Genomic DNA, 23,936 nt, shown 5'->3' with positions numbered 1-23,936 from the left:
GACAAGGTGCACTTACGCCTATGAAGCCTTCTATCGTCGCTAAACTGGAAGCTCTGCACGAGCGCCATGAAGAAGTCCAGGCGCTGCTCGGGGATGCCGGGACCATTGCGGACCAGGAACGTTTTCGCGCACTTTCACGTGAATACGCGCAGTTAAGTGATGTTTCTAAATGCTTTACCGACTGGCGACAGGTTCAGGAAGATATCGAAACCGCGCAGATGATGCTCGACGATCCTGAAATGCGCGAGATGGCGCAGGAAGAGTTGCAGGATGCGAAAGCGCGTTCTGAGGAGATGGAGCAGCAGCTTCAGGTGCTGTTGCTGCCAAAAGATCCGGACGACGAACGCAACGCGTTCGTGGAAGTCCGCGCCGGGACCGGCGGGGACGAAGCGGCGCTGTTTGCCGGGGATCTGTTCCGCATGTACAGCCGCTACGCCGAGTCGCGTCGCTGGCGCGTGGAGATCATGAGCGCCAACGAAGGCGAACACGGTGGCTACAAAGAGGTTATCGCCAAGATCAGCGGCGACGGCGTGTATGGTCGTCTCAAGTTTGAATCCGGCGGTCACCGCGTGCAGCGCGTACCGGCCACCGAATCTCAGGGCCGAATCCACACCTCCGCCTGTACGGTGGCGGTGATGCCGGAGCTGCCGGAAGCTGAACTGCCGGACATCAACCCTGCTGACCTGCGTATTGATACCTTCCGCTCCTCCGGGGCGGGTGGTCAGCACGTTAACACCACCGACTCCGCTATCCGTATTACCCACCTGCCGACCGGCATCGTGGTGGAGTGTCAGGACGAGCGTTCCCAGCACAAAAACAAAGCCAAAGCGCTCTCCGTGCTGGGCGCACGTATCCACGCGGCCGAAATGGCGAAACGCCAGCAGGCGGAAGCGTCTACGCGTCGTAACCTGCTGGGCAGCGGCGATCGCAGCGACCGTAACCGCACCTACAACTTCCCGCAGGGGCGCGTGACTGACCACCGCATCAACCTGACGCTGTACCGTCTGGACGAAGTAATGGAAGGCAAGCTGGATATGCTGATTGAGCCTATCGTGCAGGAATACCAGGCCGACCAGCTGGCGGCACTGTCCGAGCAGGAATAATGGATTTTCAGCGCTGGTTACGTGAGGCTGCCGGTGAGCTTTCCGAAAGCGAAAGCCCGAAACGCGATGCCGAAATTTTGCTTGAGCATGTGACGGGTAAAGCCCGCACGTACCTGCTGGCCTTCGGCGAAACCGAACTGACTGCTGAACAGGAAGCCCGGCTCGCCGCGCTGCTTGCCCGACGTAAAACCGGCGAGCCGGTGGCGCACCTGGTCGGCGAGCGCGAGTTCTGGTCGTTACCGCTTTACGTCTCGGCGGCGACGCTGATCCCGCGCCCCGACACCGAGTGTCTGGTTGAACAGGCGCTGGCGCGCTTACCCGCATCGTCCTGCCGCATTCTCGATCTCGGAACGGGGACCGGGGCCATCGCCCTGGCGCTCGCTACTGAACGGCCCGACTGCGCGGTCACGGCGGTGGATGTGATGCCCGACGCGGTGGCGCTGGCGCAGCGTAACGTGGAACGTCTTGGACTGACCAACGTGACGGTGCTGCAAAGCAGCTGGTTCAGCGCGCTGGAGAAGCAGACGTTCGGAGTGATTGTCAGTAACCCGCCCTATATTGACGAGCGTGACCCGCACCTTGCGCAGGGGGATGTGCGCTTCGAACCGCTGACGGCGCTGGTCGCCGCCAGGGAGGGTTTAGCCGACCTTGATCACATTGTGACAACGTCACGACAACATTTGCTTTCCGGCGGCTGGCTGCTGGTGGAGCATGGCTGGACGCAGGGGGAAGCCGTGCGGGCGCTCTTTACCGAGGCGGGCTACGCCGCCGTCAAAACCTGCCGCGACTACGGCGGCAACGAACGCCTGACGCTGGGGCAGTGGTTATGAGCGCAGGTACTGATAAAGGCGTAAGGCTGACTGAAAGGCGGTTTGGCGTTATCATCTACATCGTTTTGAGTTTTATCTCGCCCGGGCGTCGCTGTACGCTCGGTCGTTACTGGGGTAAGTCATGAAGTCCTTAGCCGATTTCGAATTTAATAAAGTGCCGCTTTGCGATGGCATGATCCTGATTTCTGAGATGATCCGCGACGATTTTACGTCGCAGTACGTCTACGATGAGCTGGAGAATCTGGTCTGCCTGGCGCGTGAAGAGATCAATCAGGCGCGCCCGCAGGACTGGCAATTAGAGAAGCTGCTTGAGCTTTTCTACGGCGAATGGGGTTTCTGCGACACGCGGGGCGTGTATCGCCTGTCTGACGCATTATGGCTGGACCAGGTCTTAAAAAATCGTCAGGGGAGCGCCGTTGCGCTGGGTTCTATTTTGCTTTGGGTTGCGCATCGCCTGGATATTCCACTGGTGCCGGTCATTTTTCCGACGCAGATGATCCTGCGTGCGGAGTGGCTGGACGGTGAGATGTGGCTCATTAATCCCTTCAACGGCGATACGCTGGATGAACATACGCTGGACGTGTGGCTGAAAGGCAATATCAGCCCGGTGGCTGAGCTCTTCAACGAAGATCTCGACGAGGCGGATAACGCAGAAGTGATCCGCAAGCTGCTGGATACGCTGAAGTCTGCGTTAATGGAAGAGCGTCAGATGGAGCTGGCCCTGCGCGCCAGCGAAGTGCTGCTGCAGTTTAATCCGGAAGACCCGTACGAAATTCGCGACCGTGGGTTGATCTATGCCCAGCTCGATTGTGAGCACGTGGCGCTGAACGATCTGAGCTATTTCGTCGAGCAGTGTCCGGAAGATCCTATTAGCGAAATGATTCGTGCGCAGATCAACGCGATCTCGCACAAGCAAATTACACTGCATTAATCTTAATTCCGATTCACACCTGAATAAGGCGATCCTATGAAACAAAAAGTGGTTAGCATTGGTGATATCAAGGTAGCAAACGACCTGCCGTTCGTGCTGTTTGGCGGCATGAACGTGCTGGAATCCCGCGACCTCGCCATGCGTATCTGCGAGCACTACGTGACCGTGACCCAGAAGCTGGGCATCCCGTACGTGTTTAAAGCCTCTTTTGACAAAGCCAACCGCTCCTCCATCAACTCTTACCGTGGCCCGGGCCTGGAAGAAGGGATGAAGATTTTCCAGGAGCTGAAGCAGACCTTTGGCGTGAAAGTGATCACCGACGTGCATGAAGCCGCTCAGGCGCAGCCGGTGGCAGACGTGGTTGATGTGATTCAGCTCCCGGCGTTCCTGGCTCGCCAGACCGACCTGGTTGCCGCGATGGCGAAAACCGGTGCCGTGATCAACGTGAAAAAACCACAGTTCGTGAGCCCGGGTCAGATGGGCAACATCGTCGATAAGTTTATCGAAGGTGGCAACGACAAGGTTATCCTGTGCGACCGTGGTTCCAACTTCGGTTATGACAATCTGGTTGTGGATATGCTGGGCTTCAGCGTGATGAAAAACGTCTCTAATCAGTCTCCGGTGATTTTCGACGTGACCCACGCGCTGCAGTGCCGCGACCCGTTTGGCGCTGCGTCCGGCGGCCGTCGTGCTCAGGTGACCGAACTGGCGCGCGCCGGTATGGCAACCGGCCTGGCGGGCCTGTTCATTGAAGCGCACCCGGATCCGGATAACGCAAAATGCGACGGCCCATCTGCGCTGCCGCTGGATAAGCTGGAGCCGTTCCTGAAACAGATCAAAGCAATTGACGATCTGGTCAAGAGCTTCGATGAGCTGGATACCAGCAAATAATAAAAAAACCCGCTTCGGCGGGTTTTTTTATGGGGCATATTGCCGGGTGGCGCTTTGCTTACCCGGCCTACAAAACCCGTAGGTCCTGCAAGCGAAGCGCCGCTGGGCAAAAAGGCTACGCAAAAATTGTCATCAAGTAAGCCACAAACAGCGCCATATGCGCCGCCCCGTTCAGCACGTTGGTGCGTCCGGTTGAGAACGAAATCTGGCACAGCAGCAACGAGGCTACCATCACAATCATCTCTGGCGCGCCCAGCGCGAACTGCAGTTCGTTACCGGTCATAAAGGCAATCAGCGTCACCACCGGCACGGTGAGTGAAATGGTCGCCAGCACGGAGCCGAAGAACAGGTTCATGGCGCGCTGCACCTGATTGTTTAAGACGGCTTTCAGTGCCCCCAGCCCTTCCGGGGACAGGATCAGCAGCGCCACCAGGAAACCGGTAAACGCTACCGGCGCGTTCAGTTCGGTTAACAGCGTTTCCAGCGGATTGGCGTTCATCTTGGTGACGGCAATCACCGCAATCAGATGCACGATCAGCCAAACCGTATGCCACGCGCTGCTGTGGGCCGACGGCTTACCGTGGTGCGGGTCATCGTCGTCGCTGTCGTCTTCATGCTCATACACAAACAGGCTCTGGTGCGTTTTGGTCTGAATCAACAGGAACACGCCGTACATGGCTGCGGAAATCAGCGCAACCAGCAGCGCCTGACCGGTGGAGAAGTTGGCACCCGGCAGCGCCATCGGGAAGACCAGCACGATAATCGCCAGCGGGAAGAGGGCAATCAGATACTGTTTTATGCCGAACAGGTTCATATACTGGGTCGCGAATTTACGCCCGCCCAACAGCAGAGAGAAGCCCACCAGGCCGCCCGTCACAATCATAATGATCGAGTAGAGCGTGTCGCGCATCAGCGTCGGCGCGGCATCGCCGGTCGCCATAAGCGCGGAAATCAGGCTGACTTCGAGAATAACAACGGAAAGGCTGAGAATTAACGATCCGTAGGGTTCGCCCAGACGGTGGGCCAGTACGTCCGCATGGCGAACGACGCTAAAGGCGCTGGTTAAGATACCGACCAGGGCAAGAATATTGATACCAACCACCACTGGCAGTGACTGACTGCTTCCCCAGAAGAGCAGCACAGCCAGTGCCAGAACCGGGAAAATGAGAGACGTCTCCTTGTGGCGGGTCTTTACCGCCTCGTGTGTTGCTGTCATGTGCTTCTCCATCAATGCAGGTGCTTGTAATTATAGATAGATTTTTGAGGTCATTAAATTAACAGATCTCTGTTAAATGCCCTTTATTTTTTACTTAATTTTACCTTTTTTAATAATTATCACGCCTGATTCCTGTAATTCACCATATTCTCCTAATATTTGTTAAATAACAATAAGTTAATGTTTTCGATCATTCATAAATGAAGTGTGGGTGGCACGCTGCCATATCGTCGTCCACACTTATCTCTTTAACCAAAAGAGAGGTGAGTGATGCCTTATAAAACGAAACGCGAATTACCCGATAATGTGCAAAACGTGCTGCCCGCTCACGCGCAGGATATCTACAAAGAGGCGTTTAACAGTGCCTGGGAACAGTACAAAGATAAAGACGATCGCCGGGATGATGCCAGCCGTGAAGAGACGGCACACAAAGTCGCCTGGGCCGCCGTAAAACATGAATATGAAAAAGGAGACGACGATAAATGGCATAAAAAGAAATAGCCCTGAAATAATTCGCTGCCTTCATTTTGACTTTTCAGGCGGTTGAACTGCCGTTGTATTGCAACTGGTCCGCTAATTGCTTATCGTTATTCAACTGCTGGCAAAATGACCAGCACCTAAGGCCGGGAAGGCGAATTACAGATGTCGCAAGGAAGCATGCAGTGGCGGAGGTGGAAAGTGTTAACGCGTGATTTCTTAATGAAGGCAGATTGTAAGACGGCATTTGGTGCTATTGAGGAATCGCTTCTCTGGTCAGCTGAACAACGTGCGGCGTCGCTCGCTGCCACGCTTGCCTGCCGCCCGGATGATGGCCCGGTATGGATTTTTGGCTATGGTTCACTGATGTGGAACCCGGCGCTCGAATTTGTCGAATCGGCAACGGGCACGTTGCCCGGCTGGCACCGCGCATTTTGCCTGCGCCTGACGGCCGGACGCGGCAGCGCGTGCCAGCCCGGGCGTATGCTTGCACTGAAAGAGGGCGGACGCACCACGGGCGTGGCGTATCGCCTCCCGGATGCCACGCTGGAAGAGGAGCTTACGCTGCTCTGGAAGCGTGAGATGATCACCGGCTGCTACATGCCGAGCTGGTGTAAGCTGGAGCTGGACGACGGACGCACCGTCAATGCGCTGGTGTTTATTATGGACCCGCGCCATCCGCTGTATGAAGCGGACACCCGCACGCAGGTGATTGCCCCGTTAATTGCCGCCGCCAGCGGGCCGCTGGGTACCAACGCGCAGTATCTTTTCTCTCTCGATCAGGAGCTGACCCGCCTCGGCATGAAGGACGATTGTCTGAATGAGCTGGTGGTGAAGGTGAAGGCGCTGCTGGAAGGAAACCCGCTCAACGGCACGCTGCGACCGGGTTTTGCCTGATAATACGCCCGGCTGGCCGGGCGCGTAATTTAAGCTGCTACGTAACTGACAGAATGCTCCAGCGACTGGCTGTGGCTGTCGATCAGCACATCCCAGGTGCCGGTATACGGCACGGTAAGCCAGGCGTTATCATCCTGCACGGTGAGAATATCCGCCTGGGATTGTTTTTGTGCTTTCGCACTCATCAGATGAATACGGCAGCGCTCTGAGCAACGCACCACTACCGTATCCCCGCCAAACAGTTTCAAACTTGTTTTTACCAGTGCCATTTTTTACCCCGTAGTCTTAAACAACGCTCTCCCTGCTGCCATATCCGAGCGTGATGTTGTTCACAATTCACTCATGGCATAACACCAAAGGGGAGGGGGAGGGATGCTGATTTTGATCAAAAAATGGCATAACGATTAAACAAAAATGACAAAATTCCTCAAAATTTCAGCTGACGCGCGTTTTACCCGCTAAACGCGCGCCAGTGGAAAATTAAATGCGGAAATGGCCGGCGGTTTCAGCAAGGTCGCCCGCCTGGCTCTGCAGGGCGCCCGCGGCAGCGGCGGATTGCACGACCAGCTCGGCGTTCTGCTGGACCATGCGGTCGAGATGGGTCACCGCGTGGTTAATCTCGTGAATGCCTTTCATCTGCTCGCTGGTGGCGATGGAGATTTCGCGCATGATGCCGGAGACGCTGCCGATGCTGGAGCGGATCTCGTCCATGCTTTCCCCGGCCAGATGCACGTAGCGGGAGCCGGTGGCCACGCTGTCGGTGGTGGAATCAATCAGCGATTTGATCTCTTTCGCCGCCTGGGCGCTACGGCTCGCCAGGTTACGCACTTCGCCCGCCACCACGGCAAACCCGCGCCCCTGCTCGCCGGCACGGGCCGCCTCGACGGAGGCGTTCAGCGCCAGAATGTTGGTCTGGAACGCGATGCCGTCAATCACGCTGGTGATATCGCCAATTTTAGCCGACGCGACTTCGATGGACTGCATGGTGCTGATCGCCTGGGATACCACCTCGCCGCCGCGCGCAGCGGCCGCGGAGGCCTTGCTCGCCTGGTCATTTGCTTCCGCCGCCGATTCGTTCGACTGCGTCACGGAGGCGGTGATCTGCTCTACGGCGCTGGCCGTCTCGCGCAGGCTGGATGCTGCCTGCTCGGTACGTCCGGAGAGATCCTGGTTACCCGCCGCAATCTCCTGAGCGGCGTTTTTCACCGACTCGCTGGCATCACGGAGCTGCACCATCACCACCGACAGCTTATCGCTGAAGGCGTTAAAGGCCTGGGCAATCTGCGCCACCTCGTCCTCACCGCTGTCAGGCAGACGCTGCGACAGGTCGTTAGTCCCGTTGGCAATGTTGTGCATCGCGTCGCGAATGTCCGACAGGCGCTTCAGCAGACGGGCAATCAGGAGGTGAACAATGGCCGCGCTCAGCAGCGCCAGGATCACCAGCGAAATCGCCGAGGCCTTAAGCAGGGAACGCATGCCGGAGGTGGCGTCACCGCTGTCGAGGGCGACGACCAGCAGCCAGTTTGTGCCCGGCACGGCTGTCGCCACGAAGGTTTTTTCGACGTCGTTCAGCGTACCGTCGACAAGGTTACCGCTTTTCAGCGCAGCAAAATCGATGCCTTTGATGGTCTCAGCAAACGGTTTAAGCGTCAGAGCCGGATCGTTAGCCGCAATCACGCTGCCGTCACTGTTCAGAAGCAAGCCGCTGCTGGACGGAGTTGGATGGATCCCGCGCACGTTCGCCACCACGCTGTCCATGGCCACATCGCCCGCCACCACCGCTTTCAGGGCGCCATTCTCTTTCACCGGCACGGCGAAGGTCACCACCAGTTTACCGGTACCTGCATCAACGTAAGGCGCGGTGACGACCGGGCCGTCCGCGCTGACCACCTGCTGATACCACGGGCGAATGGTCGGGTCATAATCCGCAGGTACGCCCGCGGGCTCAGAGAATTTCGCCGTTTTGCTGGCGTAGCCGACATAAACGTTGGTGAATCCACCCGCCTGCGCAAGCTGTTTAAACACCGGAACCGGGTCGTCACTCAGCGCAACGGTCTGGGCAGAGGCGATAACCGTCATCTTGCTTTTTACCCAGTCGGCAATCGCCATGTTATGGCTGGCGCTGGTGCTGGTCAGAATATCGCGCTGGGACTGCTGGTTATCCTGGCGTGTGACCTGGAAGTTAATAACGGTGTTGAGGAGAAGGGCGACGACCAGACAGCCTGCCGTCGCCGCGATGATGCGTGCACGAATCGATCTGAACATAAGTGAAATACCTGCTGTGTTGTTTCCATGCCTATCGGCAACCCCGCAGGTAAACTTGATGCTGAAACCGCGTCCATAAGAAAATAATATTTTTACGGGTTTATTATTAAAAAGTTAATACTTTATCAGCGGACAACGTCCACTCGGCCAGTTCAACCAGCGTACCAATTTCTACGCCATTAATCAGCGGCAGTCCGGTCATGCCGCGCCCGTCGGTGCAGGTTTTGCACAGCTTCACCGGCACGTTTTGTGCGGTCAGGATCTCCAGCATCTGCTGAATGTTATAGCCTTCGGCCGGCTTTTGTCCCTTCAGCCCGGCGGTGACGGCGTCCGACATTAAAAAGAGGCGTAACGCCAGATCGCTCTCTTTTTCACGTAGCGCGATCGCCAGGCGCAGGCTGTTGAAAAGGGATTCGCTGCCGTAGGCCGCACCGTTGGCGACGATCACAATCTTCTGCATGTTGACTCCTGTTCTTATAAAGGCACGAATATTGCTTAATTCCCCGGAGTTTCGCTGTCCGGGAGAGTAAGCATGACATTAATGGCAGGCATTTCGCCAGGCGCTGCCGAATGGCTCACGCGCGCAAAAATGATGCGCCAGGAGCAGTTCAGCAAGCTGGCACAGCTGGGCGTGCTTGTGCACGGCATTAGCCAACTGGTGCACATGTTACAGTGCGAGCGCGGGGCGTCCAACGTCTGGCTCTGCTCACAGGGCAAGCTGTACGCTCCCGAATGCAAAGCCAGCCGGGCGCTGGTGGATGAAAACCTCTCAGCCCTTTACGCCATTCTTGAAACACAGTCGCCGATTCCGGGAAGTGCCGTCTGTGAACGCATCGGCGGCGCGCTCGTGAGCCTGGAGACGCTTCCCGCGCTGCGTGACGGTGTGATTCAGCAGACGGTAACGGCACCCCAGGCGATGGAACACTACTCCCGCATGCTTCGCCATCTGCTCAGTATCGTGCCGCAGCTTAATGACAGCATTGACGATCCGCAAATCGCAGGACGTTTTGTCGCGCTCTATAGCCTGATGCAGGGCAAAGAGCTGGCGGGACAGGAGCGTGCGCTGGGGGCGATTGGCTTCACGCAGGGTTTTTTCGATGATGTGACTCGTCAGAGGCTGGTTGACCGCATTGACGGGCAGCAGGCCTGCTTTGAGATCTTTCTCTCACACAGCGCCGCTGACGTTCAGACCACCTTTTCAATGCACTGTCAGCCCGATCGTGAAACGGAGCAGCTCCGGCGCGTGGCCTGTACCCGCCAGCCCGCCGCCGATAACGGCCTTACCGCGCTGGCCTGGTTTGCTCTGCAAACCGCGCGCCTTGAGCATCTGCGCACGCTGGAGGAGACGATCATCGCCGATCTGATGGTCGCGGTGGACGAATGCATTCACCGTGACGATGAGTACGCGCTCCCCGGCGATGAACAGGATGACCCGCCGATCCGCTATCCGGAAAAACCGTTGCTTACCCTGGTTCGCCAGCAGGCGCGCGAGATAGAGCAGCTCTCACGTCAGCTTGCGTCGCTGCGCGATACGCTTGAAGAGCGCAAAATCATTGATAAAGCGAAGAGCGTGCTGATGACCCACCAGAATATGAGTGAGGAACAGGCCTGGACGGCGCTGCGCAAAATGGCGATGGACAAGAACCAAAGGATGGTGGATATCGCCCGCGCGCTGCTCATGGTTAAGAATGTATGGCAGGTAACACCAAAGGAGTAGCTGCACGGTCAGTGGGCATTTTATGCCTGTTTGCGGTGCGTAAAGGCGAGGGAATAACGGTAAGCGCCGCAAGAAACAGTGTGTTAAAACCTGGCATTCACTTTGCATTATCAGATTAACCATTTTTGACGATGCGCCAACGGCGGTGCATCCGTCTTCGGGATAAAGGCGTCCACTGGTGCTTCGGCACCGTGGGCGCTTTTTTTTGGTTTTTTTTCAGGAGTGGTCATGGCGGATTTGTCGAGACGGCGTTTTTTGCAGGCCAGCATGCTGGCGAGTGGTGCAATACTGTTGCCGGGTGTCATGCAGGCCGCATGGGCGGCAGGCTCGGATAAACCGGAGCAGGAAACAGTGCGCATCGGGTTTATCCCGCTGACCGACTGTGCCCCGGTGGTTATCGCGGCGCTGAAAGGGTTTGATAAAAAATACGGTATTACCATCGTGCCCACCAAAGAGGCGAGCTGGGCGGCGGTGCGCGACAAGCTGGTGGCGGGCGAACTCGATGCCGCGCACATTCTCTACGGCCTGCTGTACGGACTGGAGCTGGGCATCGCCGGCAAGCCACAGCAGATGGCTAACCTGATGACCCTCAACCAGAACGGCCAGGCGATTACGCTCTCCAGCGATCTGGCAGAGAAGGGCGTTCATGACCTTGACGGGCTGAAAAAGCGGATTGGGCAGCAGGCGCCTGGCACCTATACCTTCGCGCACACCTTCCCGACCGGGACGCACGCCATGTGGCTCTACTACTGGCTGGCCAGCGCGGGCATTCACCCCTTTGACGACGTGCGCACGGTGGTGGTGCCGCCGCCGCAGATGGTGATGAACATGCGCATTGGCAACATGGTCGGCTTTTGCGTCGGCGAGCCGTGGAACGCGCGTGCCATCAACGACCGCATCGGTTTTACCGCCGCCACGTCGCAGTCTGTCTGGGCCGACCATCCGGAAAAAATCCTCGGGACGCGTCGCGACTGGGTGGAGAAAAACCCGCACACCGCCCGGGCGCTGGTGAGCGCCGTGCTGGAGGCGGCGCGCTGGATTGAGGCCTCTCCGGAAAACAAACGCGAAACCGCGCAGATCCTCTCCCGCCGGGCGTGGCTCAACTGCAAAGAGCAGTATCTCACCGGACGCATGCTCGGCGAGTACGACAACGGCCTGGGCCAGCGCTGGCAGGACGCGCACCCGATCCGCTTCTTCAACGAGGGGGCCGTCAGCTATCCGTATCACTCCGACGGCATGTGGTTCTTAACCCAGTTCCGCCGCTGGGGCTTGCTCAAAGCCGCCCCGGACTACGCGGGCATCGCACAACGCATTAACCAGACGGCGGTCTGGCAGGATGCCGCCACGGCGGTGGGGGGCATTACCACACCGACTTCACCACTACGCAGCAGCACATTGATGGACGGCACCGTCTGGAACGGTACCGACCCGGAAGGATACGCCAGCCGTTTCGCCATTCACCGTAAAGGGGCCTGATTATGCAGCATCTACAAAAGACAAAATCACACGAGACGCCGGAGAGTGGAGAGGTGATTGTCCTGCCTCCGGTGCAGGTTCGCCGCCGTACGCCGACGTTTGCGCGTCGGATTAACGCGATCCTTCAGCGCATCATTCCGGCTTTTCTGGGGCTGGGACTGCTGGTGGTGCTCTGGCAGCTGGCGGCGATTAACAGCAAAGGTTTCCCGACGCCGCTCAGCACGCTCGATTCCGCTATTACCCTGTTTGCCGATCCGTTTTATCGCGACGGGCCAAACGACATGGGCATCGGCTGGAACGTGCTCGCCTCATTACAGCGCGTGGCGGTGGGCTTTGGCCTGGCCGCGTTCGCCGGGATCCCGCTCGGTTTCCTGATTGGCCGCTTCACCTTTTTTTCGCGCATGTTCGGCCCGCTGATCGCGCTGTTACGCCCGGTTAGCCCGCTGGCCTGGCTGCCCATCGGCCTGCTGCTGTTCCAGAAAGCGGAGCCCGCGTCGAGCTGGACCATTTTTATCTGCTCCATCTGGCCGATGGTGATCAACACCGCCGAAGGCGTGCGGCGTATTCCGCAGGACTACCTCAACGTGGCCCGGGTGCTGCAGCTTTCCGAGTGGACCATCATGCGCCGCATTCTCTTCCCGGCGGTGTTGCCCGCGGTGCTGACCGGGGTGCGCCTCTCCATCGGCATCGCCTGGCTGGTGATTGTCGCCGCCGAGATGCTGACCGGCGGTTTAGGGATCGGTTTCTGGATCTGGAACGAGTGGAACAACCTCAACGTCGAAAACATTCTCATCGCCATCGTCATCATTGGCGTGGTCGGGCTGCTGCTGGAGCAGGGGCTGATGCTGATCGCCCGTCGCTTTAGCTGGCAGGAAAAATAAGGAGCGAACATGAAACCATTAATCCAGGTCCAGGCCGTGAGCCAGCGTTTTTCCACCGCCAGCGGCGAATTTCTGGCGCTGCAGAACGTCTCCTTTGATATCCATGAGGGCGAAACCGTCAGCCTGATTGGGCACTCCGGCTGCGGTAAATCGACGCTGCTTAACCTTATCGCTGGGATCACGCTGCCGACGGAAGGCGGGTTGATTTGCGACAACCGCGAAATTGCCGGGCCGGGTCCGGAGCGCGCGGTGGTATTCCAGAACCATTCGCTGCTGCCGTGGCTCACCTGCTTCGACAACGTGGCCCTGGCGGTAGATCACGTGTTTCGCCACAGCATGAGCAAGGCGGAGCGCCGGGAGTGGATTGAGCACAACCTCGACCGCGTGCAGATGGGGCACGCCCTGCACAAGCGCCCGGGGGAGATCTCCGGCGGCATGAAGCAGCGCGTCGGGATTGCCCGCGCGCTGGCGATGAAGCCGAAAGTCCTGCTGATGGATGAACCCTTCGGCGCGCTGGATGCGCTGACGCGCGCCCATCTGCAGGACTCGGTGATGCAGATCCAGCAGGCGCTGAACACCACCATCGTGCTGATTACCCACGACGTGGACGAGGCGGTGCTGCTCTCCGATCGCGTGCTGATGATGACCAACGGCCCGGCGGCGACCGTCGGGGAGATCCTGCACGTTGACCTGCCGCGCCCGCGTAACCGGGTGCAGCTGGCTGACGACAGCCGCTATCACCACATGCGCCAGCAGATCCTGCATTTCCTCTATGAAAAGCAGCCGAAAGCGGCGTAGCGAGGGGGCTTTGATGCGACTGGTCATTATCGGGAATGGCATGGCGGCCACGCGGCTGATTGCCTCGCTCACCGGGCGTGCTGCCGATCGTTTCGCCATTACCGTCATCGGTGACGAGCCGGAGCATGCCTATAACCGCATCCAACTTTCGCCGGTGCTGGGCGGTGAAAAAACGGCGGCGGGCATCTGTCTTCAGAATGACGACTGGTATCAGGAACGGGGCGTGACGGTGCTGCGGGGCGAAAAGGCGCTCGCCGTGAATGTGGACACGCGGGAAGTGCAAACCACCGCCCGCCCGCTGGGCTGGGATGCGCTGGTGTTTGCCACCGGATCAACGCCCTTTGTTCCGCCGATCCCCGGCTGCGATGCGCCGCATGTCTTCACGTTCCGTACCCTTGAGGATATCCGGGCCATTCGGGCGATCGCCGGTCCGGCGGTAGTGCTGGGCGGCGGCGTGCTCGGGGTTGAGACGGCGGCAGCGCTGGCGCGCTCAGGGGACAACGTCACCCTTGTTCATCGCGGTCCGTGGCTGATGGAGCAGCAGCTGGATGAGAAGGCGGGCGTGCTGCTGGAAGAGGCGCTGGCGGCGCGGGGCGTGCGCTGTGAGCTCGCCTCTGGCATCGCGGCGATTGACGGGAATAGCGTGACGCTGCTGAACGGACGCAGCGTCGCTGCGGCGCGCGTGGTGTTGGCGACGGGCGTGCAGCCCAACGTCGTGCTGGCGCAGGCCAGCGGCATTCGCTGCGCGCGCGGCATCGTGGTGGATCACCAGATGCAAACCTCCGCGCCGGACGTCTACGCCATTGGCGAATGCTGTGAAATTGACGGCAAGACGTTTGGCCTGGTCGCCCCCTGTCTGGCGCAGGCGGATATCCTCGCCGCCCGGCTGGCCGGAGATGTTACCGCGCCGTTTGCCCTGACCGACAACGGCATGCGCCTCAAGGTGACCGGCGTGGAGCTGTTCAGCCTCGGTCGCGCGGCAGAGCAGGAGGGCGATGTGGTATGGAGCGCATGGGATCCGCTGACCCGTCACTATCGTCGCTTACTGATCCATCAGGGGGCGCTGGCTGGCGTGCTGCTGATGGGGGACTGCCGCAGCGCGGCAACATTTACCGATTTACTGGCAACGGCTGCGCCCGCGCACGCGGACTGGCTGTTCGATCGTTTCACTACGCAACCGCAGGTTGCAGGACAGAACGCTATGACAAAACCTACTCTGGTGGTGGTTGGGCACGGTATGGTCGGCCATCATTTTCTCGAAGACTGCGTTAACCGCAATCTGCATCAGCAGTATCAGATCGTTGTCTTTGGCGAGGAGCGCTATGCCGCCTATGACCGCGTGCATCTGTCGGAATATTTTGGCGGCCGCAGCGCGGCGTCGCTTTCGCTGGTGGAGGGGGATTTCTTTGCCGACAACGGCATTGAGCTGCGCCTGTCGCAGCAGATTGTCGCTATCGATCGCGACGCGCGCGTGGTGCGTACCGCCAGCGGGCATGAGACCCACTGGGACAAGCTGGTGCTGGCGACCGGCTCATACCCGTTCGTGCCGCCCGTGCCGGGAAACGATCTGCCGGGCTGTTTTGTTTATCGCACGCTTGACGATCTGGACAAGATTGCGGCGCATGCGGCGGGCTCACGCCGCGGTGTCGTGATTGGCGGCGGGCTGCTGGGGCTGGAGGCGGCGAATGCCCTGAAGCAGCTCGGGCTGGAAACTCACGTGGTGGAGTTTGCGCCCAATCTGATGGCGGTCCAGCTCGACAACGACGGCGCGGCGATGCTGCGCAAGAAAATCGAGGCGCTTGGCGTCGGTGTGCATACCAGTAAAGCAACGACAGAGATCGCCGCCGCGGACGGCGGGCTGGTGCTGCGCTTTGCCGATGGCGAACAGCTTGAAACAGACATGGTGGTCTTTTCTGCCGGCATTCGTCCCCAGGACGCGCTGGCGCGCAGCAGCGGGCTGGCTATCGGCGAACGCGGCGGGATCGGCATTGACGACCGCTGTCAGACCTCCGATCCGGACGTGCTGGCCATTGGTGAATGCGCCCTGTGGGAAGGGAAAATCTTCGGGCTGGTTGCGCCCGGCTACCAGATGGCGAGGGTGGCCGCCGCCGCGCTGGCGGGAGAGGAGAAAACCTTCGCCGGCGCGGATATGAGCACCAAACTCAAGCTGCTGGGCGTGGACGTGGCCTCGTTCGGCGATGCTCACGGCCGCACGCCAGGGGCGCTGAGCTACCAGTGGACGCACGGCCCGCAGCAAATCTACAAGAAAATCGTGGTCAGCCACGACGGCAAAACGCTGCTCGGCGGCGTGCTGGTGGGTGATGCCAGCGAATACGCCACGCTGGTACAGATGATGCTCAACGGGATAGCCCTGCCAAAAGAGCCGGAAACGCTGATATTACCCGCGTCGTCAGGCAGTGCGCCAAAAGCGCTCGGCGTGGCAGCGCTGCCGGAAAGCGCACAAATCTGTTCGTGTCATAACGTCAGCAAAGGCGATATCTGTCAGGCGGTAAGTGCGGGCGCAACGGATATCGGCGCGATTAAGCAGTGCACCAAAGCGGCGACCGGCTGCGGAGGATGTAGCGCACTGGTGAAGCAGGTGATGGAGTTCCAGCTGGCGGCGCAGGGCGTGGAGGTGAAAAAGGACATCTGCGAACACTTCCCGTACTCGCGTCAGGAGATTTACCACCTCGTGCGCGTCAACCATATCCGCACCTTTGACCAGCTCATTAGTCGCTACGGTCAGGGACACGGGTGCGAAATTTGTAAGCCACTGGTGGGGTCAGTGCTCGCCTCCTGCTGGAACGAGTATCTGCTGAAACCGGCACACCTGCCGCTGCAGGACACCAACGACCGCTACTTCGCCAATATCCAGAAGGACGGTACTTACTCCATCGTGCCGCGCATGCCTGCGGGGGAAGTGACCGCAGACGGGCTGATCGCCATCGGCCAGATTGCGAAACGCTACAGCCTTTACAGCAAAATCACCGGCGGCCAGCGTATCGACCTGTTTGGCGCCACGCTCGAACAACTGCCGGAGATCTGGCAGGCGCTGGTGGAAGCCGGATTTGAAACCGGGCACGCCTACGGCAAATCCCTGCGCACGGTGAAATCCTGCGTCGGGTCGACCTGGTGTCGCTACGGCGTGCAGGACTCCACCGGCCTCGCGGTCAGGCTCGAGCACCGCTACAAAGGCCTGCGCGCACCGCACAAAATCAAAATGGCGGTCTCAGGGTGTACCCGCGAATGCGCCGAGGCGCAGAGTAAAGACGTGGGGGTGATTGCCACCGATAAGGGGTGGAACCTCTACCTGTGCGGCAACGGCGGCATGAAGCCGCGACATGCGGATCTCTTCGCCAGCGATCTTGATGATGACACGCTGATCCGCACCGTAGACCGTTTCCTGATGTTCTACATCCGCACGGCGGATCGCCTGCAGCGCACCAGCACCTGGATGGACAACCTGGAAGGCGGTCTCGACTACCTGCGGGAGGTCATCCTCAACGACAGCCTGGGCATCGCCCACGAGCTGGAGCAGGAGATGGCCCAGGTGGTGGAAACCTACCAGTGCGAATGGCAAACCACGCTTAACGATCCGAACCGTCTGGCGCTGTTCCGCACGGCGGTGAACGTCGCGCCGTCTGATGAAAGCAAGCGCTGGCAGGAAATCTGCGGCATCGACGATATCCCCGAGCAGGCGGGAATCGGCGCGCGGCTTGGGCGTAAGCCGATCGCGCTGTTCCGCTTTGGCAAAACCGTTTACGCCCTCGACGATCGGGAGCCTGGCAGCAGCGCGAACGTGCTTTCCCGCGGCATTCTTGGCGATGCGGCGGGGGAGCCGGTGGTAATTTCCCCGCTCTACAAGCAGCGTATCCGCCTGCGCGACGGCTGTCAGGTGGAGAACGGCGAACCCGCGGTGCGCGCCTGGCCGGTCAAAATTGAGAACGGCAAGGTGTGGGTCGGTAATGATGCCCTGGTAATGCGTGCGGAGGCCTCATGACGGAAACCCGGACAACGTGTCCCTACTGCGGGGTCGGCTGCGGCGTGGTCGCCCGCGTGGACGGTGAAACGGTCAGCGTTCGGGGGGATGAAACCCACCCTGCGAACTTTGGCCGCTTGTGCGTGAAAGGATCGGCCCTGGGGGAAACAATGGGGTTACAGGGGCGATTGCTGCGCCCCGTTGTTGACGGTGCTGAGGTGGCCTGGGCGCAGGCGCTGGGAGCCGCAGGCGAGCGCCTCCAGGACATTATCGACAAATGGGGGCCGCAGGCGGTGGCGTTTTACGCGTCCGGGCAATTGCTTACCGAGGATTATTACGCCGCCAATAAGCTGATGAAAGGGTTTATCGGCGCGGCGAACATTGATACCAACTCCCGGCTCTGCATGTCATCGGCGGTCGTTGGCTACAAGCGCGCCTTTGGTGAAGACGTCGTGCCGTGCAGCTACGAGGATGTGGAAAACAGCGATCTGGTGGTGCTGGTGGGCTCAAACGCGGCCTGGACGCATCCGGTGCTCTATCAGCGCCTGGTACAGGCAAAGCACAACAATCCGGAGATGAAAGTGGTGGTCATCGATCCGCGCAGAACCGCATCCTGTGATATTGCTGACCTGCATCTGGCGCTCACTCCCGGCAGCGACGCCGGGCTGTTCGTCGGTCTGCTTAATGTCATTCAGGGAACGGACGCGTGGCCGATATCCCGCGTGGCGGCGTTTTGCGGCCTCTCGCCGCAGGATATTGGTACGTTTTACGACTGGTTTGTGACGGCGCCCCGGGCCATCACGCTCTACACCATGGGAATCAACCAGTCCTCCAGCGGCAGCGACAAATGCAGCGCCATCATTAACGTGCACCTTGCCAGCGGAAAATTTAACCGTCCGGGCTGCGGCCCGTTTTCGCTGACCGGACAGCCAAACGCGATGGGCGGAAGAGAGGTGGGCGGGCTGGCAAACCAGCTGGCGGCGCACATGAACTTTGAGCCGGACGATCTCTCGCGGGTGGCGCGTTTCTGGGGAACGGAACGGCTGGCGCAGACGCCGGGCTTGATGGCGGTGGAGCTGTTTGACGCCATTGCCCGCGGCGAGGTGAAGGCAGTGTGGATCATGGGCACTAACCCCGCCGTGTCGCTGCCGGACAGCCACGCGGTGTGTCAGGCGCTGGGGCGCTGCCCGCTGGTCATTGTCTCTGAGGTGATGAATGATACCGACACCAGCCGGTTTGCCCATATTCGCTTTCCGGCGCTGGCATGGGGAGAGAAGGACGGCACGGTAACCAATTCCGAGCGACGCATTTCGCGCCAGCGCGCGTTCCTGCCCGCGCCCGGTGAGGCAAAGCCGGACTGGTGGATCGTCGCGCAGGTGGCGAAACGGCTGGGGCACGGTGACGCCTTTGCCTGGCTGCATCCCCACGAGATTTTTTGCGAGCATGCGGCGCTGACGGCCTTTGAAAATGACGGCGCGCGGGCGTTAAACCTTCACGGCCTGGCTACGTTAACCCGTGAGGAGTGGGAGCGGCTTGAGCCCTGGCAGTGGCCTGGGGGGGATTTCCCGTGCCGAAACATTGTTCCCGTTGACCCACAGTCGCACGGTGCAACGGTCAGCGCGTTGTACCCGCTGATTCTCAACTCGGGGCGCATTCGCGATCAGTGGCATACCATGACGCGAACAGGATATGTGGCCAGACTGATGCAGCATATCGCCGAACCCTTTGTTGAGGTTTGCCCCGCAGACGCCATTCGGTTTTCCCTGTGCGACGGCCAGCTGGCGCGCATCAGTTCGCCGCGCGGCGTCATGGTAGCAAGAGTGCGCATCAGCGACGCCCAGCGTGAAGGGAACGCTTTTGCCCGATGCACTGGAACGCTGAGTTTGCCCGCCAGGGGAAGGTGAATGCGCTGGTGGAAGGGCGCTGCGATCCGGTTTCGGGCCAGCCGGAGAGTAAACAAACCGCCGTCAGAATCCAGCCCTGGCAGCCCGTCTGGCTGGGAGAACTCTATGCCCGCGAAGGGCTGGAAATGCCCTCTTCGGTTTACTGGTGGCGTAAAGCTTCACGCCTGACGGTGGCGTGCGATAAACCGCTGCTGTCGTGGGTAATGGAATACGCCAGCGGCCGGGGCTGGCAGCTGCAGGTTGCGCAGACCGGTGAACGCAGCAGCGTGCTGGCCTGGCATGAAGGCCAGCTTATGCTGGGTTTCTGGGAAGGTACCGCGTTACCGGCGCTGGCGCATACGGTGATTGAAGCCGCTTTTCATTCACCCCCCGTGCTGCCCGCAGAACGCCACGCCCTGTTGAACGGGCAGAGCGTCGGGAAGGCGATGGATCCGGGACGCATTATCTGCAGCTGTTTCAGCGTCGGGGAAGAGGCGATAAGGGAGGCGATTGCCGGAGGGTGTGATTCCGTCACCGCGCTGGGGGCGAAGCTGCGCTGTGGTACGAACTGTGGTTCCTGCGTGCCGGAGCTGAAAGGGCTGTTTCAGGATAATCCTGAAATGTCCGCCAGAACTGCATTTCAGGGCTTATCGCGTTAACATAATAAGAGTTTATTCATAAACACAGGTTCTTATTGACGACGTTGATGGCTGTATCGTCCCGCATTCGTTTGCTGTTTTTACTCCCCCTTCTTACGGTCGGAGCCGTTCACGGTGCGCCGAATTCCTTTATGCATCAGGCGCAGCACCCCTTTGATAATAATGGGGATAGTCTGCCCGATCTCGGCCTGGCGGCGCCAACGGGCGAAGGGGAGAAACACCTCGCCGAAATGGCGAAAGCCTTCGGTGAAGCCAGCATGACCGACAACGGGCTGACGACCGGCGAGCAGGCGCGTCAGTTTGCCTTTGGTCAGGTGCGCGACGCGGTAAGCGGGGAAGTGAACCAGCAGATTGAGTCCTGGCTGTCGCCCTGGGGAAACGCCAGCGTGAACGTGCTGGTGGATAATGACGGCAAATTTAACGGCAGCAGCGGGAGCTGGTTCATCCCGTGGAATGATACTAACCGTTACCTCAGCTGGAGCCAGCTTGGCCTGACGCAGCAGACGGATGGCCTGGTCAGTAACGCCGGAATCGGTCAGCGCTGGGTCGCCGGGAAATGGCTGCTGGGCTACAACACCTTTTACGATAATCTTCTGGATGAAAACCTGCAGCGTGCCGGGCTGGGAGCGGAAGCGTGGGGGGAAAATCTGCGCCTCTCAGCGAACTACTATCAGCCCTTTGCCGGATGGCGCGCGCGATCTGACGTTCAGGAGCAGCGCATGGCGCGCGGATATGACGTGACCGCTAAAGCCTGGTTGCCGTGGTTTCATCACCTGAACACCAGCGTTAGCGTTGAGCAGTACTTTGGCGATAACGTTGACCTGTTCAACAGTGGAACCGGTTACCACAACCCGGTTGCGGTCAATCTGGGGCTTAACTATACCCCCGTTCCGCTGGTCACGTTGACCGCCGGGCACAAGCAGGGCGAAAGCGGCGAGAGCCAGAATAACCTTGGGCTGAAGCTCAACTACCGCTTTGGCGTGCCGCTGGCTAAGCAGCTTTCCGCCGATGAGGTCGCCGCGACGCGATCCCTGCGCGGCAGCCGCTACGATTCACCGGAGCGCACTAGCCTGCCGGTGATGGAGTTCCGCCAGCGTAAAACGCTGTCCGTCTGGCTGGCCACGCCGCCGTGGGATCTGAAAGGGGGCGAGACCGTTATGCTGAAGCTGCAGGTTCGCAGCACGCACGGCATCCGTCAGATCCACTGGCAGGGGGATACGCAGGCATTGAGCCTGACGTCGCCGGCCAAAAGTAACAGCGCAGACGGCTGGAGCGTGATTATACCTGCCTGGAATGAACAGGAAGGTGCGACAAACCGCTGGCACCTCTCGGCGGTGGTAGAAGATGAGAAAGGCCAGCGCGTCTCGTCCAATGAGATCACGCTTGCTGTGGTGCAGCCGCTGGTCGCATTGCCTGATGACGACCCGCGCTGGAAGCTGCTGCCGGAGGAGTAATCCTTAGAAAATGCGTTCCTGATGCACCCACACGGCGGCTTCAACGCGAGATTTTAACTTCATTTTCTTCAGCATATGCTTCACGTGCACTTTGACCGTGCTTTCGGTGATGTCCAGGCGGCGAGCGATCATCTTGTTCGGCAGGCCCTGGGCAATCAGCTTGAGAATGTCGCGCTCGCGCGGCGTGAGCTGGCTGACGTCACGGTCAGAGGTGGCGCGGTTAGCGCGCAGGCTGGCGGCCAGCACCGGCGTTAAGGCTTCGCTCAATACCATCTCGCCCGCCGCCGCCTGCTGCAGCGCCTTAAGCAGATCTTCCGGCTCCATGTCTTTCAGCAGATAGCCATCCGCCCCGCGCTTCAGCGCCGTGACCACATCCTCTTCATGGTTCGACACGCTAAAGACGACGATGCGTCCGGAAAGCGATTTTTCCCGCAGCTTGTCGAGGGTCTCCAGTCCGTTCATGCCCGGCATATTCAGATCGAGCAGGATCAGATCGGGATCGAGGGATTCGGCAAGCTCAATGCCCTGTTCGCCGTTGCTGGCTTCGCCCACCACGGTGATATCGGGCGCCATGCTGACCAGCTGTTTCACGCCAGTACGCAGCATCGGATGGTCGTCGATCAACAGGATGGATGCCGGTTCCTGATTAGTCATGGGTATCTCCTTGAGCAGTTGTAAGCGGTTTCTCGGGAATAAAGGTGACGACAACTTCCGTGCCGCCCGTCTCTCTCCGGCGAACCTGGCAATCACCGCGCAGGCTTTGGGCGCGGTCTCGCATAATGATTAAACCATAGTGGTTAGTGCGTTCGGCATTTTCCGGCACGCCGCGGCCGTTATCGTGAACCGTCAGTTTCACCTGATTGTCGTGCTGGCTGACGGTGACCGTGACCGCCGTTGCTTCAGCGTGTTTAAGCACGTTGCTCAGCGCTTCGCGGGCGATCTGCAGTAAATGTATGGCCTGATGGGAGGGGACAAAGCGCGGCGGCAGCTGGTAATCCAGCTTCACCGGGAACCCCAGCCGGGCGCTAAATTCGTGACAGCTGGATTCCAGCGCCGGGCGCAGGCCCGGCTCGGTCAGCTGCAGACGGAAGGTGGTCAGCAGCTCGCGCAGCTGCACCCAGGAGGTGTTCAGCTCGTTGCGGATCTGGCTGAGCAGCTGCTTGTTGCTGTCGGGCATCTCCGCATCCTGCATCTGCAGGCAGCTCACCTGCATTTTCATACAGGAAAGCGACTGGGCGATGGAGTCGTGCAGCTCGCGGGCGATGGTCGCGCGCTCTTCCATGACGATCAACTGCTGCTGTTTTTCCTGATGCCTGTCGAGCGCCAGCGTGGCCGTCAGCTGTTCAACCAGCGTATCCACCAGCTGCTGCTGGTCGTGGCTCAGGTGGCGTCCGGTTGGCAGGGTGGCCAGTAGAATGCCGTACTGAGTGTGGCTATCCGTCAGGCGCCACTTCAGGGTCGTGCCGCCGGAGGTCAGCGGCGGCAGGCCGCGAGGGCAAAGATGACAGCCTTTGTCATCGCAGGACATATCGGACTGACAGGTAAATTCCTGGTGGTTCTCTTCGTCTTCCACATCGTAGACCCGCAGCTCCAGATCGCGCAGCAGGGTCAGCGTTTGCAGGCCGTTCAGCACCGGAGAGAGGCGCTCACATAGCGGCACCTGCATGTGCAAGCGACGGTTGGCCTGCCAGAGGAAAGAGAGGATCTCGTTTTTCTGCTCCAGCCCGGCCGTTTTTTCCTGTACGCGCTGCTCCAGCACCGCGTAGCTCTCGGAGAGCTCTGCCGACATGGTATTGAGTGCCTGGCCGAGCATGGCCATCTCGTTGCGCCCGCTAATGTGCGTGCGCTGGGTAAAATCGCGTGCGGTGACCGCGCGGGCCATCGCCAGCAGCTGTTTCCAGGGATTCAGCAGACGCGCGCGGAGCCAGACGATGGTGAAGATCAGCAGCAGTCCCATAAACAGCGCCATGGCCCGGTGCACCATCACCACCCGGTCGATGCGTAATTCGGTCGTCTGGTCGAACGCGGAGACCAGCGCGTCAATGCGGGAGACAAACCCCGCCACGTCCTGGGCAACGGCTTCTGTACTGCGCGCCTGTTTCAGGCCCGGCTGCAGCTGGGTGTGCCAGTACCCCTGAAGGGCTTTCAACTGGGATTGCTGACCGGCACGGATGGCGGCATTTTCCAGCTCGGGGCTGAACGCCGTGCGCTCCATTTCATCGATTAAAGGCCGATCGTCCTGCGTCAGCGGAACCGCCGCCAGCAGACGGTAACTCTGCATGCGTAGCGAGCCTGCCTCGTTGATGGCATGCGCATTACCCTGTACCCCTTGTACCAGCCAGCCGGAGATCGCCATGCCGGTCACGCCGATGGCGGTGGACAGCAAAACAATCAGGGCGAGCTGATTCACGAGCGTTAGCGGAGATAAGCATCTTTTTAACATAGAGTGGGCGTGCTCCTGACGTGGCCTGCTTGCAGG

18 protein-coding genes and 1 pseudogene are annotated in these 23,936 nt (G+C 59.7%); 13 read left to right on the top strand and 6 right to left on the bottom strand.

Annotated features, from left to right (window positions below; all coding sequences use genetic code 11):
• Positions 1-20: 20 nt before the first annotated feature.
• From prfA to kdsA, 4 genes are all read left to right on the top strand, one after another.
• Positions 21-1,103 (top strand): peptide chain release factor 1, encoded by a 1,083-nt coding sequence (prfA, locus tag PI91_RS15665; protein WP_021240360.1) that lies wholly within the window; start codon positions 21-23, stop codon positions 1,101-1,103.
• Positions 1,103-1,933 (top strand): peptide chain release factor N(5)-glutamine methyltransferase, encoded by an 831-nt coding sequence (gene prmC, locus PI91_RS15660; RefSeq protein ID WP_039266559.1) that lies wholly within the window; start codon positions 1,103-1,105, stop codon positions 1,931-1,933. Before prfA ends, prmC begins: the two co-directional genes overlap by 1 nt.
• 121 nt (positions 1,934-2,054) lie before the next feature.
• A complete protein-coding gene (gene sirB1 / locus PI91_RS15655; RefSeq protein WP_023292212.1) occupies positions 2,055-2,864 on the top strand; it encodes an invasion regulator SirB1 in 810 nt (269 codons plus the stop codon).
• Positions 2,865-2,900: 36 nt separating this feature from the next.
• Positions 2,901-3,755: a 3-deoxy-8-phosphooctulonate synthase gene (gene kdsA, locus PI91_RS15650; RefSeq protein WP_008499516.1), complete on the top strand. Its 855-nt coding sequence runs from the start codon at positions 2,901-2,903 to the stop codon at positions 3,753-3,755.
• Positions 3,756-3,870: 115 nt separating this feature from the next.
• Here the strand turns inward: kdsA and chaA are convergent, their stop codons facing one another.
• Positions 3,871-4,971 (bottom strand): sodium-potassium/proton antiporter ChaA, encoded by a 1,101-nt coding sequence (gene chaA / locus PI91_RS15645; RefSeq protein WP_008499517.1) that lies wholly within the window; start codon positions 4,969-4,971, stop codon positions 3,871-3,873.
• A 270-nt stretch (positions 4,972-5,241) separates the two neighbouring features.
• Between chaA and chaB the strand changes: the two genes are divergently transcribed.
• Positions 5,242-5,472 (top strand): putative cation transport regulator ChaB, encoded by a 231-nt coding sequence (chaB, locus tag PI91_RS15640; protein ID WP_021240355.1) that lies wholly within the window; start codon positions 5,242-5,244, stop codon positions 5,470-5,472.
• A gap of 177 nt (positions 5,473-5,649) precedes the next feature.
• Positions 5,650-6,345: a gamma-glutamylcyclotransferase gene (locus PI91_RS15635; protein ID WP_023344362.1), complete on the top strand. Its 696-nt coding sequence runs from the start codon at positions 5,650-5,652 to the stop codon at positions 6,343-6,345.
• 29 nt (positions 6,346-6,374) lie between these two features.
• Here PI91_RS15635 and PI91_RS15630 read toward each other — a convergent pair whose 3' ends face one another.
• From PI91_RS15630 to PI91_RS15620, 3 genes are all read right to left on the bottom strand, one after another.
• A complete protein-coding gene (locus PI91_RS15630; protein ID WP_008499520.1) occupies positions 6,375-6,614 on the bottom strand; it encodes a DUF1883 domain-containing protein in 240 nt (79 codons plus the stop codon).
• Positions 6,615-6,825: 211 nt separating this feature from the next.
• Positions 6,826-8,610: a methyl-accepting chemotaxis protein gene (locus tag PI91_RS15625; protein WP_039266558.1), complete on the bottom strand. Its 1,785-nt coding sequence runs from the start codon at positions 8,608-8,610 to the stop codon at positions 6,826-6,828.
• Between the two features lie 106 nt (positions 8,611-8,716).
• Positions 8,717-9,070, bottom strand: coding sequence for a DsrE/DsrF/TusD sulfur relay family protein (locus PI91_RS15620; protein WP_039266557.1), 354 nt, complete (start codon positions 9,068-9,070; stop codon positions 8,717-8,719).
• Between the two features lie 72 nt (positions 9,071-9,142).
• Between PI91_RS15620 and nasR the strand changes: the two genes are divergently transcribed.
• From nasR to PI91_RS15585, 7 genes and pseudogenes are all read left to right on the top strand, one after another.
• Positions 9,143-10,327 (top strand): nitrate regulatory protein NasR, encoded by a 1,185-nt coding sequence (gene nasR / locus PI91_RS15615; RefSeq protein WP_039266556.1) that lies wholly within the window; start codon positions 9,143-9,145, stop codon positions 10,325-10,327.
• A 228-nt stretch (positions 10,328-10,555) separates the two neighbouring features.
• Positions 10,556-11,803, top strand: coding sequence for a CmpA/NrtA family ABC transporter substrate-binding protein (locus tag PI91_RS15610; RefSeq protein ID WP_039266555.1), 1,248 nt, complete (start codon positions 10,556-10,558; stop codon positions 11,801-11,803).
• 2 nt (positions 11,804-11,805) lie between these two features.
• Positions 11,806-12,684 carry a nitrate ABC transporter permease gene (gene ntrB, locus PI91_RS15605; RefSeq protein WP_008499525.1) on the top strand — a complete coding sequence of 293 codons (879 nt, stop codon included), beginning with the start codon at positions 11,806-11,808 and terminating at the stop codon, positions 12,682-12,684.
• A 9-nt stretch (positions 12,685-12,693) separates the two neighbouring features.
• Positions 12,694-13,482: an ABC transporter ATP-binding protein gene (locus PI91_RS15600; RefSeq protein WP_021240347.1), complete on the top strand. Its 789-nt coding sequence runs from the start codon at positions 12,694-12,696 to the stop codon at positions 13,480-13,482.
• 13 nt (positions 13,483-13,495) lie between these two features.
• Entirely contained in the window at positions 13,496-17,482 is a 3,987-nt protein-coding gene (gene nirB / locus PI91_RS15595; protein ID WP_084635628.1) for a nitrite reductase large subunit NirB, read from the top strand.
• Positions 17,479-20,003 (top strand): annotated as a pseudogene (locus PI91_RS15590) (molybdopterin-dependent oxidoreductase). Before nirB ends, PI91_RS15590 begins: the two are co-directional and overlap by 4 nt.
• A gap of 47 nt (positions 20,004-20,050) precedes the next feature.
• Complete coding sequence (locus PI91_RS15585; protein ID WP_052232733.1) at positions 20,051-21,457, top strand: YchO/YchP family invasin; 1,407 nt, start codon at positions 20,051-20,053, stop codon at positions 21,455-21,457.
• A 3-nt stretch (positions 21,458-21,460) separates the two neighbouring features.
• Here PI91_RS15585 and narL read toward each other — a convergent pair whose 3' ends face one another.
• The gene (narL, locus tag PI91_RS15580; protein ID WP_008499531.1) at positions 21,461-22,111 is read right to left on the bottom strand and encodes a two-component system response regulator NarL; all 651 of its coding nucleotides are present in this window, start codon (positions 22,109-22,111) and stop codon (positions 21,461-21,463) included.
• On the bottom strand, positions 22,104-23,900 hold the full coding sequence (gene narX / locus PI91_RS15575; protein WP_023344355.1) for a nitrate/nitrite two-component system sensor histidine kinase NarX: 1,797 nt from the start codon (positions 23,898-23,900) through the stop codon (positions 22,104-22,106). Before narX ends, narL begins: the two co-directional genes overlap by 8 nt.
• Positions 23,901-23,936 lie beyond the last annotated feature (36 nt).

Source organism: Enterobacter sp. FB, from assembly GCF_000805795.1.
Classification (GTDB): Bacteria; Pseudomonadota; Gammaproteobacteria; order Enterobacterales; family Enterobacteriaceae; genus Enterobacter; species Enterobacter roggenkampii.
This window is presented reverse-complemented; position numbering and strand designations above follow the sequence as displayed.

What these genes read in the sequence shown, in the direction of transcription:
- prmC (WP_039266559.1), top strand. Translation starts at nt 1,103, where the DNA reads ATGGATTTTCAGCGCTGGTTACGTGAGGCTGCCGGTGAGCTTTCCGAA.
- PI91_RS15620 (WP_039266557.1), bottom strand. Translation starts at nt 9,070, where the DNA reads ATGCAGAAGATTGTGATCGTCGCCAACGGTGCGGCCTACGGCAGCGAA.
- narL (WP_008499531.1), bottom strand. Translation starts at nt 22,111, where the DNA reads ATGACTAATCAGGAACCGGCATCCATCCTGTTGATCGACGACCATCCG.
- kdsA (WP_008499516.1), top strand. Translation starts at nt 2,901, where the DNA reads ATGAAACAAAAAGTGGTTAGCATTGGTGATATCAAGGTAGCAAACGAC.
- PI91_RS15625 (WP_039266558.1), bottom strand. Translation starts at nt 8,610, where the DNA reads ATGTTCAGATCGATTCGTGCACGCATCATCGCGGCGACGGCAGGCTGT.
- PI91_RS15630 (WP_008499520.1), bottom strand. Translation starts at nt 6,614, where the DNA reads ATGGCACTGGTAAAAACAAGTTTGAAACTGTTTGGCGGGGATACGGTA.
- PI91_RS15600 (WP_021240347.1), top strand. Translation starts at nt 12,694, where the DNA reads ATGAAACCATTAATCCAGGTCCAGGCCGTGAGCCAGCGTTTTTCCACC.
- chaA (WP_008499517.1), bottom strand. Translation starts at nt 4,971, where the DNA reads ATGACAGCAACACACGAGGCGGTAAAGACCCGCCACAAGGAGACGTCT.
- sirB1 (WP_023292212.1), top strand. Translation starts at nt 2,055, where the DNA reads ATGAAGTCCTTAGCCGATTTCGAATTTAATAAAGTGCCGCTTTGCGAT.
- chaB (WP_021240355.1), top strand. Translation starts at nt 5,242, where the DNA reads ATGCCTTATAAAACGAAACGCGAATTACCCGATAATGTGCAAAACGTG.
- PI91_RS15585 (WP_052232733.1), top strand. Translation starts at nt 20,051, where the DNA reads ATGGCTGTATCGTCCCGCATTCGTTTGCTGTTTTTACTCCCCCTTCTT.
- nasR (WP_039266556.1), top strand. Translation starts at nt 9,143, where the DNA reads ATGACATTAATGGCAGGCATTTCGCCAGGCGCTGCCGAATGGCTCACG.
- prfA (WP_021240360.1), top strand. Translation starts at nt 21, where the DNA reads ATGAAGCCTTCTATCGTCGCTAAACTGGAAGCTCTGCACGAGCGCCAT.
- nirB (WP_084635628.1), top strand. Translation starts at nt 13,496, where the DNA reads ATGCGACTGGTCATTATCGGGAATGGCATGGCGGCCACGCGGCTGATT.
- PI91_RS15610 (WP_039266555.1), top strand. Translation starts at nt 10,556, where the DNA reads ATGGCGGATTTGTCGAGACGGCGTTTTTTGCAGGCCAGCATGCTGGCG.
- ntrB (WP_008499525.1), top strand. Translation starts at nt 11,806, where the DNA reads ATGCAGCATCTACAAAAGACAAAATCACACGAGACGCCGGAGAGTGGA.
- narX (WP_023344355.1), bottom strand. Translation starts at nt 23,900, where the DNA reads ATGTTAAAAAGATGCTTATCTCCGCTAACGCTCGTGAATCAGCTCGCC.